Genomic DNA, 11636 nt, shown 5'->3' on the forward strand with positions numbered 1-11636 from the left:
AAAACCAAAACCAAAACCAAAACCAAAACCAAAACCAAAACCAAAACCAAAACCAAAACCAAAACCAAAACCAAAACCAAAACCAAAACCTTGGGCCGCAGCAGAATGCCTCAACACCTCTGAACTCGGTTCAGCAGAATGCGCCGCCGCAGGCGGCCATTCCGCCGGGTATTTTCACAACTTATCCTGCACCTCCGCTTTCCCCTCCGCATGCGGCTGCATCACTTATTACGGAAGGACCACCATCCATTTTCTCTGACCCGTTCGGTATGACGTCCTGGTTGAGAAACAAAGGTATCGGGTTCCATGTTGATAATACCAACGAATACGCGGGAGCGCTCCAGAATCCAACACGTGGGCCTCACTATAAAAGCTACAGAAATGGATCCAGTAATGCGGGTCAGTATTCAGCAAACCTCATTGTGGATTGGGAGCATCTCGCAGGCATAAAGGGGTTTGTGACCCGGATGACAACTATTGGTCGCTATGGAACAACTGCTAACAGAATGTTTGGTGATTGGCTGGCTCATAGCTCCGAGATCTATGGTGGAGGGGGAAATGTGGTGGTGCATCTTGTCTCGCTTTATGGCGAGGAAAGTCTCTTCGGAGGACGCTTTCTGATTTCGGGTGGCCGCATGTCGCAAATGTCTGACTTCGCTTCCAGTCCTATTTTTTGCAGTTTTCAGAACAACTCGTTCTGCGGTCGACCCAAGGCGGCTGCCGACAGTACGTATTATGGCAGTTATCCAGCTGCGACCTGGGCGTTCCATATGAAAGGTCGCCCGCGGAAAGATCTCTATATTCAGACGGCTGTATATTTCGCTGAAAATGGAATCTACATGAATTATCAGCACCGAACGGGATTCAAATTTAACGGTGCAAATATCGTTGGTTATGAAATTCCAGTCGAGGCCCAATGGGAGCCGCATTTTGGGAGTCATCATGATCTTCCGGGTCATTATAAGGTCGGTTTTGTCTATGATGATGTTCGGCGGCCAGATAATTACTATAACACCAAAGGGCAGGCATATTATGTTTATGGGGGTGTTCAGCGGATGCGGAACTCATCCTGGCAGACATATTTCATGTTTGACCAGAAGCTTATGAACTACCCTCACAGATCGAAATCTGCAGGACTAACGTTTTTGGGAGGATTTATTTACAACTCTCCCCATACGGCCGTTCGAGATTTCGAGGTTTATGGCGCGTTGATAAGTCAGGGGCTAATTCCTGGGCGTCCCGAAGACATGTTTGGTGTGGCTTTCTCCTATGTCAGCATTGCTCCAGGCACACGTGATACGACGCTCGCCATGGTTGCTGCAGGAAAATATGCCGGCATGCCCAACCATGCTACGGGCGTTCAGACCAATGCCGAGGTTTTGGAAGTTGATTATTCCATAAATGTGATGCGTGGCGTAACGTTCAGACCTGATTTTCAGTATTATATGAATCCCAATGGACAGGTTGGTCTGCGCAATTCAGCTATGTTGGGCTTCAAGTCCTATGTGTCTTTCTTTTAGATCGATCCACGGATTTATGGTTATAATGATTTCCTATATGCTCACCTCTCTGCATCATCCATCGTCTGTGCACCGTCTTACGGGATCAGCGGGCGTCGCCTCCGCAACTCTGACGGACCATCAGCTGGCCGGACACGAGAATGCGGGTACTGGAGGGGCTGGAATTTTCTATTCTGTCCAGCAGCAGTCGGGCGGCATTGCGGCCAACGCCTACGGGATCGGTGACGATGGTTGTAAGGGGAGGAAAGGACGTCGCGCTCTGTGGCAGATTGTCGGCGCCGATCACTCCGAAGTCACGTCCGGGCATTATCCCCGCAGAAAGCAGATGCCCCATCAGCGACTGGGCCACCATGTCGTTATAGCAGATGGCAGCATCCGGCGGGTTGGAGGAGGACATCAGCTTCGGGAGCGTACCAAAATCGGAGAGGTTCCCCAGATCGGTTGGAATAATCAGATCGTGTTCGAGCTTGTATTTTCCGAGTGTCCTGCGAAAACCGTCAAGGCGTTCGCGGGCAGCGGAATGCCTTGCTCTTCCGCCGAGGAAGGCGATTCTTTTTCGGCCATGTCTTACAAGATGTCTGACCGCCAGAGATGTGCCTTCCGCGTAGTCAGGGCCGACATAATCGCCCCCCGTCTGCGAAACATGTCGCAAGACCTGAACACAGGGGATGCGAAGGGTTGCGATCTCGGAGAGGAGCTCCTCGGACGTTCCAACGGCGGGGCAGATGATCAGACCGTCCACTCCGTGCTCCCGCAGGCGTCTGATTTGTCTGATTTGTCTTTCAGGGTTTTCAGCGCTGTTGACCAGGATTGCGACAATGCTGGCTTCCACGATGATCTCGTCGATTCCGAGCATCAGCTGGCTGTAGAAGGGGCTGCCGATATCGCAAAGAACCAGCCCGATGGTGCCGGTCCGCTGCCCGCGAAGATTGGCCGCGCCGCGGTTGTAGATATAGCCCAGCTTGTCCATCGCAGCGATGACGCGTTCTCTCGTGTCAAGCGAAACCAGAGGGCTGTTTCGAAGAACAAGAGACGCGGTGGCGCGAGAGACCCCTGCTTCAACAGCAACAGAATTGAGAGTTACTGCTCTCTGACGGCCATTCATGTTCGTCAGATGCCTTTTGGGGGCGGTAAAGTGTCATAATTATTCAAAAGTGGTTCTCTCCGGCGGCTGATTTTCTTTTTGTGAGCATCCCATACTTCCTGAGGTGCGCAAAGGGAAAAGGCAGAGGGGTGGATTTGCGCAGAATGTTTTCATGTCGTCAGGCCATGTGTGTCAGTGGAGTATTCAATGAAACTACCCTCTTCAACGCGGCGTAATTTTACCGCCGGTCTTCTCGGATCAACGTCGTTCTGGATCTATGGCGGCCACAAAGTCTGGGCTGATGCTCTGCAGGCGGAGAGCGGACAGCCCTATCAGCCACGATATTTCACGGCAGAGGAATGGCGTTTCCTGAATGCGGCCTGCGCCCGGATTTTTCCTGCGGATGCCCACGGGCCGGATGCCGCAGCGCTTGGAGCGCCGGAGTTCATTGACCGGCAGATGAACACGCCGTACGGCCACGGGGAGTTGTGGTACATGTCCGGACCGTTTCGGTCAGGCGCACCCAATCTGGGGTATCAGCTTTCTCTGCCGCCCCGTGATCTGTATCGGCAGGCTATTGAAGCCGCGAACGCCTATGTGCGCGATCAGCATAAAGCCCATAGCTTTGCGGATTTGTCCGCCCCGGATCAGACCGCCGTGCTCAAGGCGTTCGAACAGGGAAAGATGATGCTGGGGACGGTGCCTGCTCATACGTTCTTCGAGCAGTTGCGCCAGAATACACTCGAAGGCGTTTTTTCCGATCCTCTGTATGGCGGCAACAAGGGGCTGGCGGGCTGGACGCTTCTCGGTTTTCCGGGAGCGCGGGCTGATTTCATGGACTGGGTCAATCAGAAAGGGGCGCCGTATCCTTTCGGGCCTGTTTCGATATCTGGCGAAACTGCCTGAGGATTTTCAGATTATGTGTGCGAAAAAAGTTGATGCCGTTGTCATCGGTGCAGGCTGGGCGGGTTCAATTCTCGCCAAGGAACTGACGGAGGCGGGGCTGTCCGTTGTCATGCTTGAGAGGGGTGACGAACGTGCTACCGCTGTCGAGGGTGATTATCCAAGCTCGATCGACGAGCTGAGAGGAGCGATCCGTCATCGGTTGTTCCAGAACCTGTCTCAGTCCACCGTTACGATCCGTAATACGCTGGACCAGGAAGCGCTGCCATATCGCCGGCTGGCTGCATTCCTTCCGGGAGAAGGGGTTGGAGGGGCAGGGCTGCACTGGTCCGGCGTGCATTTCCGTGTTGCTCCGGATGATCTGGCCCTGCGTACCAATGTAGTCGCCCGTTATGGCAAGGGCTTTATTCCTGAAGGAATGAATCTGCAGGACTATGGTGTAACCTATGAAGAGCTTGAGCCTTTTTTCGACAAGGCGGAAAAGGTTTTCGGTACATCGGGTGAGCCTTACACTATTAATGGAAAGGTTGTCGGCAAGGGGAACCGCTTTGCTCCCGATCGTTCCGATGCCTTTCCCCTGCCTGCCATGGGGGAGGTCTATTCAGCCAGCCTGTTCAGGACGGCTGCTGCCAGTGTGGGGTATCATCCCTATGCGCTGCCTGCCGCCAATGCGTCTGCGCAGTATACCAACCCTTATGGGGTGCAGATGGGGCCGTGCAATTTCTGCGGATATTGCAGCGGGTACGACTGCTACATGTATTCGAAAGCTTCGCCAAACGTGAACATTCTTCCTGCGCTACGTCAGGATTCAAAGTTCACGCTGATCACGAAGGCGCATGTTCTCAAAGTCAATCTGGATGCCGACAAGAAAAAGGCGACAGGTGTGACCTATCTTGATCTGCGAACCAAAAAGCAGGTTGAGCTTGATGCGGACCTTGTGATCATCAGCGCCTTTCAGTTTCACAATGTCCATTTGATGCTGCTTTCGGGAATTGGCCAGCCTTACGATCCCAAGCAGAACACAGGCACGGTCGGGCGGAATTTCGTTTATCAGACGATCACGACCTCACGCGCCTGGCTGTCTCCCAAACAGTACACGAATCTCTTTGTAGGAGCCGGCGGAGCAGGGGTGGCCATTGATGATTTCAACAGCATGAATTTCGATCACGGGCCACTTGGCTTTGTGGGCGGGTCGCCGGTCTGGGTAAATCAGGCGGGCGTCAAGCCGATTGCGGCGGCTGTTGGGGGACCGGGTGGCAAGGCTCCGACATGGGGCGAGGGGTACAAGGATGCGATGATGGATACTTATCGCCATTCCCTGACCATTGATGCGCATGGCAGCAATATGGCCTACCGGGATGTTTATCTGGATCTCGATCCAACCTACACCAACGCCTACGGGCAGGCATTACTTCGAATGACGTTTAACTGGAAAGACAACGACATTCGCATGAACCAGTATGTGGTGGGTAAAATTGAGCCTGTCATCAAAGCTATGGGTGCGACCCGGTATTCTTTGGGAATGCTGAAAGACGGTGAGGTTTTCGATACCCGTCGCTATCAGACCACGCATCTCGGAGGGGGCGCGATCATGGGGAGCGACCCGAAGACCAGTTGCGTCAATAAGTATTTGCAGAGCTGGGACGTTTCGAACGTTTTCGTAATTGGAGCCAGCGCGTTCCCTCAGGGAATGGGGTATAATCCGACCGGGATGGTTGCCGCTCTTGCGTACTGGGCAGCGTATCATATCCGGACGACCTATCTGAAAAATCCAGGTCCGATGGTGCAGGCATGACATACGGTTCGTTCACCCGTGCAGCGTTCTTTGGGGCTGCGATCCTGCTGACAGGCTCCGTTTCGGATCTGCATGCAGAAGATATGAGTGCCCTCGTCAAACAGGGAAAATACGTTGCTGAGGCTTCCGATTGCAGCGCCTGCCATACGGTGAGAGGGCGAGGCGAATTTGCGGGAGGCATGGAATTTAAGTTGCCGATTGGATCGATCTACTCGTCCAATATTACGCCTGACGCAACGCATGGCATTGGGGCCTATTCGGAAGCGGAATTTTCCCGCGCGGTGCGTGAAGGTGTTCGGCGTGATGGCGCAAGTCTTTATCCGGCAATGCCCTTCCCGTCCTATGCCCGCATGAGTGATGCCGATATCCATGCATTGTATGTATATTTCATGAAGGGCGTGCAGCCGGTGGCCCAGGCTGCTCCGGCCAATGGTATTCCCTGGCCGCTGTCCATCCGTCTGCCGATGACCATCTGGCGGGCTGTCTTTTCGCCATCAGTCAGCGCGGCGCAGAAAGATGTCAATCGCTCGCTGCCGAATGACGGTATCGCACGCGGCGCCTATCTTGTGGAAGGTCCGGGCCATTGCGGAGCCTGCCATTCTCCGCGAGGACTGGCTCTGGAGGAGAAGTCCCTCTCGAACAGCAGTGGGACGCTTTTCCTCTCAGGAGGGGCAGCCATTGATGGCTTCGTCCCTACCAGCCTGAGGCAGGACCAGCGAAGTGGCCTGGCGGGATGGTCCGAGGATGATATCGTCCAGTTCCTTGCGACCGGCCGTAACCGGCGGGGTGAGGCGTTTGGAGGTATGACGGATGCCATTTTCCATGGAACGCAGCATCTGACGGATGCAGATCTTCATGCGATGGCGCAGTACCTGCTGTCGCTGCAGCCTCATAACCCGGCACTGTCAGCATGGGCGTATGATCCGGCAGCGGCTTCTGCTCTGCAGGCGGGAGATGTTTCGGCTCAGGGTGCCAAGGTTTATGTGGATCACTGTGCGGCCTGCCACCGTTCTGACGGTCGGGGATATGCGCCAGCCTTTCCGCCTCTCGCGGGTAATCCGGTGCTCATGAGTGATGATCCGGCATCTCTGGTGCATGTGGTGCAAAGTGGTGCCATTCTGCCGGGCATGACAAAGGCACCCACAGCTTTCGCCATGCCTGCGTATGGAAATATGCTCAGTTCGCAGCAGATTGCAGACGTAGTGACGTTTATCAGAAAAGCTTGGGGAAACAATGCAGCCCCCGTCTCTGTGGCAACAGTTGAAGCACTTAAAAAGACCGCACCGGAGCCAGTGCTGAACCAGGGTGTTATTCCATTGAACTAATCCCAAGAATATGAATGACCTGATGATCTTAGAACACTGCCGCATGGAGACAGTGTCTTAGGCTGTGGTAACCGGTTACTGTGGGAAAACATCTGACTGCGTCTCGACGCAGTCAGATGTTTATTTTAGGATAATGTGAGCATTTTTATGAAAAGGGCTCATATATGTCTCGCGAGAACCTTAATGATCTGCTCGCGTTTCTGGCTGTAGCTCGTGAGAAGAGTTTTACGCGGGCGGCTGCAAAACTTGGAGTGTCGCAATCGGCGCTGAGCCACACGGTCCGGCTTCTTGAAGAGCGGCTCGGGCTCCGTCTGCTGACGCGGACAACGCGTAGTGTGACGCCGACAAATGCGGGCGAATATCTGTTACGCAATATTGGTCCACATTTTGACCAGATTGAAACGCAACTTGCCGCGTTAGGGCAACTGCGGGGCACACCGAGTGGGGTAATCCGCATTACAGCAACCGATGATGTGATTGCCTATATTCTTCGGCCGCGGATTGAAGCGTTCATCAGAAAATATCCTGATGTAAAAATCGAAATCAATGCTGATCTGAAGCTGGTGGATATTGTGGCTGAGCGATTTGATGCGGGAGTGCGGTTGGGTGAACATGTAACAAAAGAAATGACATCGGTGCCGCTGACTCCAGATATCCGGTTTGTCGTTGTTGGATCGAAATCATATTTTCAAAAAAACCCGAAACCCAAAGTTCCACATGATCTGCTGAAGCATCGTTGCCTCACGATCCGCTTGCCGACCCATGGAGGCATCTATGCCTGGGAGTTCGAGAAGAACGGACGGGATGTCAAGGTCCGGGTTGATGGCCCCCTCATATTCAACAGCATTTTTCCCATACGCGATGCCTGTCTGGATGGGGTAGGCTTGGCGCACATGCCGGAAATGATTGCGGAAAAATATATTGCAGAGGGGCATCTGATCCCGGTTCTCGAAGACTGGTGTCCTTACTGGACTGGCTATCACCTCTGTTTTCCGCGTCATCATCAGAATACGATGCCGTTCTTGTTGTTTGTCGAAGAAATGCAGCATGAACATAAAATAGAAAATACAGTGCATTCATGAGTGAAATCGAACACTGTATGCGTAGTTGAGGGGCTAATCACACAGGCGCAGAAGTTTTACGCAGAGAAGCGTAAAAGATTTTCGTAGCGACGAGGGCCAGCATCATGAAAGCAGTTTATCCTGTCTTGTGTGCAGTTTCGGTAATGGTGTCAGGTTCGGCGCTGGCCGCTCCCGATCTGAGCCAGGCGGTCCAATCTTCAGGCCGCGATGCGCGGTTTGTAGCTCGGGATGTAGTGCGTCATCCTCTGGAAGAGCTGCAGTTTTTTGACTTACGCCCCGATGCAAATGTTGTCGAAATTTGGCCGGGTGGTGGGTACTGGACGCAGATTCTCGGACCGTATCTGCATGACAGAGGCGCCTATACACTTGCTCTGGGACCGGAAGACAAAGCCGGTTCGGCATTTAGCAAAATGCTTGCTACGCATCCGGCGCTTGAAGGAACGTTCAAAACTACGCAGTTTGATGGCGGGCATCTTGATTTTGCTCCGGCGGGGAGCGCGGACCTGGTTCTGACATTTCGCAATCTGCATAACTGGATGGAGGCAGGGAATGCGCCTCAGATGCTTGCCGCCATTCATCGCGTCCTCAAACCAGGCGGAATTTTTGGGGTTGAAGATCATCGTGGCCATACAGATGCTCCACAGGATCCGCGGGCAGAGGATGGATATGTTCGCCAGTCTTATGCAATTGCTCTGATAGAGAAAGCTGGCTTCAGGCTCGTCGGTACGTCAGAAATCAATGCTAATCCCAAGGATACGGCCAATTGGCCAAAGGGCGTGTGGACGCTGCCGCCGACCTTCGCGCTTAAGGAAAAGGATCACGCTAAATATGCCGCCATTGGCGAGGGGGACAATTTTGTTCTCAAATTTCAGAAAATTGACCGTTAAAAACGCGGAGAATGATCATGAATAATACTGTTGCAAACAAAATTGTTGTCATCACGGGGGCTAGCAGCGGTCTTGGGGCGGAAACTGCACGCCATCTTGCGGATCATGGTGCGACAGTCGTTCTGGGCGCGCGGCGGGAAGAGCGGATCAGGGATCTTGCGCAGGATATAACGGCCAAAGGTGGCAAAGCACTTGCCGTCGAAACCGATGTGACGGACCGTAATTCGGTTCAAAACCTGATCGAAACGGCAGTCAGCACTTATGGTCGAGTTGATGTCCTGTTGAACAATGCGGGTGTCATGCCGCTTTCGCCGCTGGAAAATCTGCGGGTTGATGAATGGGATCTAATGATCGACGTGAACATCAAAGGTGTTTTATATGGCATAGCTGCGGCTCTGCCTCATATGAAAACGCAGAAAAGTGGCCATATCATCAACGTGTCATCTGTCGCTGGGCATCATGTTTTTGAAAGCAGCGCTGTGTATTCCGCCACAAAATTTGCTGTGCGTGCTCTTTCGGAAGGGCTGAGGGCGGAAGTGAAACCTTACAACCTGCGTACGACCATAATTTCACCGGGGGCGGTCCAGTCGGAACTTCTTAACGGCATTCATGACGCAGCAACCGCTCAACAGCTTCAGAGTTTCGTGCCGGACATTGCGATTGGTGCTGACTCTTTTGCGCGGTGTGTGGCCTTCGCAATAAGCCAGCCCGAAAATGTCGATATCAATGAAATTCTCTTCCGTCCAACAAAACAGAAATTATGAAACAATTAGGAATAACCGATCATGTGTGTAAATCATGATTGTGTTTGATCGTTAGGCTCAGGACTCATAGCCAGAACATGACGGTTGCTGCGAGGTAGATTGTTGAGAAGAAGACGGTGGGGCATCTGTCATAGCGTGTTGCGACATGCCGCCAGTCCTTGAGGCGGCCGAACATGATTTCGATGCGGTTGCGTCTTTTGTATTTTCGCTTGTCGTATTTGACTGGTTTTCCGCCCCGGAATGTAGGGCCTGATGCCTTTTTCCTCTAAGGCATCCCAGAACCAGTCAGCATCATAACCCCCAGTGCGCCAGCATCCATAGTGCTGCAGGAAGACTGTCCAGCAGAGCAGCGGCACCGGTGTAATCACGGACCTGTCCCGCCGTCATGAAGAAGCTCAGCGGTCGTCCGTTCTGATCCGTGATCGCATGTAGCTTCGTATTCATGCCACCTTTTGTCCGCCCGATCAGACGCCTTGGATCCCCTTTTTTAGCCGCAGGCTTGAAGCCGTACGGTGCGCTTTGAGATACGTCGCATCAATCATGATTGTCCGAGGTTCGGCTTTCGCAGCAGACAGGCCATCCATCATCCGCATGAAAATGCCCATGTCGCTCCATCTGTTTATCCGTCAGCCAAAACAAGTCGCTCATCTTCAGTCTCCTCACAGAGCATGAATCAGAGTTCCACAATCAAATCAATGGGTCCTGAGCCTAGCCTGTTCTTTATGGGACAGTTTACGCTGTTCACGTATATACGCCCTTTTCTTGAAGCGGTGGATCATGTTGACGTGTACGTTCTTTCTCTGATTCTGCTGTTGATGGCAGTGTCCGGTTTTATTGGTGCAGTATTGAAAACCAGCCTTTATCCGACCTTGATTGCTATTCCAGCACTGATGGCCGTTCTGGAATTTAGACTTATCGTATTGGGAAACTGGATAGCCGTTTGCACTGTCATTCTTGCGGTCTGGGGTTTGTTCGCGACATCTGCACCTGTGGGATGGTAACCTGGTTGGCCCAAACCATGCCTCAAGAGGTTGAAGCAGGCGGCGGTCTGATGGTAGTGGTGGTGCAACTTGCCATCACATTGGGTGCGACCTGTGGTGGTTTCCTATTGGATCGGATATCAGGCCACGTTTGCCGCGAGTGCTCTTGCCCTCGTGATGGCTGCCATGCTGGCCTTTGCAACAATGCGATTGGCGAGGACATCATGATCCCGTGTGAGACAGGCAGTATTGAAAGGCCTATTCAACAGTTTTACAGGCTATTCAGAAGTAGCGGTTATGGAAAGCAAGCGTATAGGAACGCAGCCTTCCGGGCGAGGATCATTTGCTTGATTTACCGGAACGGTGCGGATTGATCCGCGTTTCAACCCGCCCGAACTTGAGCAGATGACGACGGCTTTTGTCACGTTTGATCCGAGAGCCCGTACGGTGTGGCACGTCCATCCGTTCGTTGCGGTCGGGTGCAACGTGATGGTGCCCGTGGAGGAAATATCATCCCGGCGATACCGTGTGGTCTGCCGGTCCTAGGCCGCCTAAAATCTATCAGTACCGGATTTTCTATGGCCGCCGAGACTGTAGCGGTTGCCCGGGTAAGTGAAAATTCCTTTCATAACGACGCGGTTTTTGACCCATGTTCGGCGGACTAGTTGAAGGCAAGGTTCATTTGGGCCGATATCGAGAAGGGTTTGGAGGTCCGGCGTAGGAGAAACCGCGAAGACAATATGTTCGATCTCATCGGGGCCTGATATATGATAAAGGTGTCGATGGGGATGCGTAAGCGTAAAGTCCTGTTGCAGGTATTCCGGAGCAAAAGCCGGCGAGACAAACCGTTCTTCTACCTGAAGCGGGATATCGTCTTCGAAATGTACGATAACGGAATGGAAGAGTTTGCTGCCCGGTCGCATGTCGAAGGAAAAGGCGAGATCGATGTCGGCCCTGATGGCGTCCAAGGTGATGACCTGGGCGGTGTGGGTATGACCGGAATTGAGAATATCGTCGGCGATGTCGTGCAGTTCGAGTAGATCGGTTTTGGGGGCAGGGCGGGAGACAAACGTGCCAACTCCCTGCGCTCGTACTACAATTCCTTCTGTCATCAGTTCGCGCAGGGCGCGATGAACCGTCATGCGTGAGACCCCAAGCAGATCGACCAGTTCGCTCTCGGAAGGAAGTTTCTGCCCCTCTTTCCAGTCTCCGTTCTGGATCCGACCAGTAATATGGAGCTTGACCTGCTCATACCGGGCCGGAGAACGATCTCTGGAAACGCCCATTTTCATGTCG

10 protein-coding genes and 1 pseudogene are annotated in these 11636 nt (G+C 53.1%); 8 read left to right on the top strand and 3 right to left on the bottom strand.

The window, feature by feature from the left end:
- A partial coding sequence (locus GKA01_RS07090) for a carbohydrate porin (RefSeq protein ID WP_307724940.1) occupies positions 1–1520 on the top strand: 1520 nt, incomplete at its 5' end.
- 85 nt (positions 1521–1605) lie between these two features.
- On the opposite strand, the gene GKA01_RS07095 is transcribed toward GKA01_RS07090, so the two are convergent.
- Positions 1606–2625 (bottom strand): LacI family DNA-binding transcriptional regulator, encoded by a 1020-nt coding sequence (locus tag GKA01_RS07095; RefSeq protein WP_146860737.1) that lies wholly within the window; start codon positions 2623–2625, stop codon positions 1606–1608.
- Between the two features lie 186 nt (positions 2626–2811).
- On the opposite strand from GKA01_RS07095, the gene GKA01_RS07100 reads away from it, so the two are divergent.
- The 6 genes from GKA01_RS07100 to GKA01_RS07125 all read left to right on the top strand — a co-directional run bounded on the left by GKA01_RS07100 (position 2812) and on the right by GKA01_RS07125 (position 9360).
- The gene (locus GKA01_RS07100) at positions 2812–3510 is read left to right on the top strand and encodes a gluconate 2-dehydrogenase subunit 3 family protein (protein ID WP_146860740.1); all 699 of its coding nucleotides are present in this window, start codon (positions 2812–2814) and stop codon (positions 3508–3510) included.
- Positions 3511–3523: 13 nt separating this feature from the next.
- A complete protein-coding gene (locus GKA01_RS07105) occupies positions 3524–5302 on the top strand; it encodes a GMC family oxidoreductase (protein WP_146860743.1) in 1779 nt (592 codons plus the stop codon).
- Complete coding sequence (locus GKA01_RS07110) at positions 5299–6627, top strand: c-type cytochrome (protein WP_146860746.1); 1329 nt, start codon at positions 5299–5301, stop codon at positions 6625–6627. Before GKA01_RS07105 ends, GKA01_RS07110 begins: the two co-directional genes overlap by 4 nt.
- A gap of 164 nt (positions 6628–6791) precedes the next feature.
- Positions 6792–7709 (top strand): LysR family transcriptional regulator, encoded by a 918-nt coding sequence (locus GKA01_RS07115; protein ID WP_146860748.1) that lies wholly within the window; start codon positions 6792–6794, stop codon positions 7707–7709.
- Between the two features lie 104 nt (positions 7710–7813).
- Positions 7814–8596, top strand: a complete 783-nt coding sequence (locus GKA01_RS07120) for a class I SAM-dependent methyltransferase (protein WP_146860751.1) — start codon at positions 7814–7816, stop codon at positions 8594–8596.
- Between the two features lie 17 nt (positions 8597–8613).
- Positions 8614–9360: an SDR family oxidoreductase gene (locus tag GKA01_RS07125; protein ID WP_146860753.1), complete on the top strand. Its 747-nt coding sequence runs from the start codon at positions 8614–8616 to the stop codon at positions 9358–9360.
- 64 nt (positions 9361–9424) lie between these two features.
- Here GKA01_RS07125 and GKA01_RS13795 read toward each other — a convergent pair.
- Positions 9425–9986, bottom strand: a pseudogene (locus tag GKA01_RS13795) (IS5 family transposase); the annotation flags it as partial.
- A 42-nt stretch (positions 9987–10028) separates the two neighbouring features.
- Here GKA01_RS13795 and GKA01_RS07135 point away from each other — a divergent pair.
- Positions 10029–10361 carry an MFS transporter gene (locus GKA01_RS07135; protein WP_146860756.1) on the top strand — a complete coding sequence of 111 codons (333 nt, stop codon included), beginning with the start codon at positions 10029–10031 and terminating at the stop codon, positions 10359–10361.
- Positions 10362–10891: 530 nt separating this feature from the next.
- Here the strand turns inward: GKA01_RS07135 and hutC are convergent.
- Positions 10892–11632, bottom strand: coding sequence for a histidine utilization repressor (gene hutC, locus GKA01_RS07140; protein WP_146860759.1), 741 nt, complete (start codon positions 11630–11632; stop codon positions 10892–10894).
- Positions 11633–11636: the final 4 nt, after the last annotated feature.

Origin of the sequence: Gluconobacter kanchanaburiensis NBRC 103587 (assembly GCF_007988905.1) — a bacterium.
GTDB lineage: Bacteria > Pseudomonadota > Alphaproteobacteria > Acetobacterales > Acetobacteraceae > Gluconobacter > Gluconobacter kanchanaburiensis.

Coding starts and splice junctions, on each gene's coding strand:
- GKA01_RS07120 (WP_146860751.1), top strand. CDS start 7,814: ATGAAAGCAGTTTATCCTGTCTTGTGTGCAGTTTCGGTAATGGTGTCA.
- GKA01_RS07115 (WP_146860748.1), top strand. CDS start 6,792: ATGTCTCGCGAGAACCTTAATGATCTGCTCGCGTTTCTGGCTGTAGCT.
- GKA01_RS07095 (WP_146860737.1), bottom strand. CDS start 2,625: ATGAATGGCCGTCAGAGAGCAGTAACTCTCAATTCTGTTGCTGTTGAA.
- GKA01_RS07125 (WP_146860753.1), top strand. CDS start 8,614: ATGAATAATACTGTTGCAAACAAAATTGTTGTCATCACGGGGGCTAGC.
- GKA01_RS07105 (WP_146860743.1), top strand. CDS start 3,524: ATGTGTGCGAAAAAAGTTGATGCCGTTGTCATCGGTGCAGGCTGGGCG.
- hutC (WP_146860759.1), bottom strand. CDS start 11,632: ATGAAAATGGGCGTTTCCAGAGATCGTTCTCCGGCCCGGTATGAGCAG.
- GKA01_RS07100 (WP_146860740.1), top strand. CDS start 2,812: ATGAAACTACCCTCTTCAACGCGGCGTAATTTTACCGCCGGTCTTCTC.
- GKA01_RS07135 (WP_146860756.1), top strand. CDS start 10,029: ATGAATCAGAGTTCCACAATCAAATCAATGGGTCCTGAGCCTAGCCTG.
- GKA01_RS07110 (WP_146860746.1), top strand. CDS start 5,299: ATGACATACGGTTCGTTCACCCGTGCAGCGTTCTTTGGGGCTGCGATC.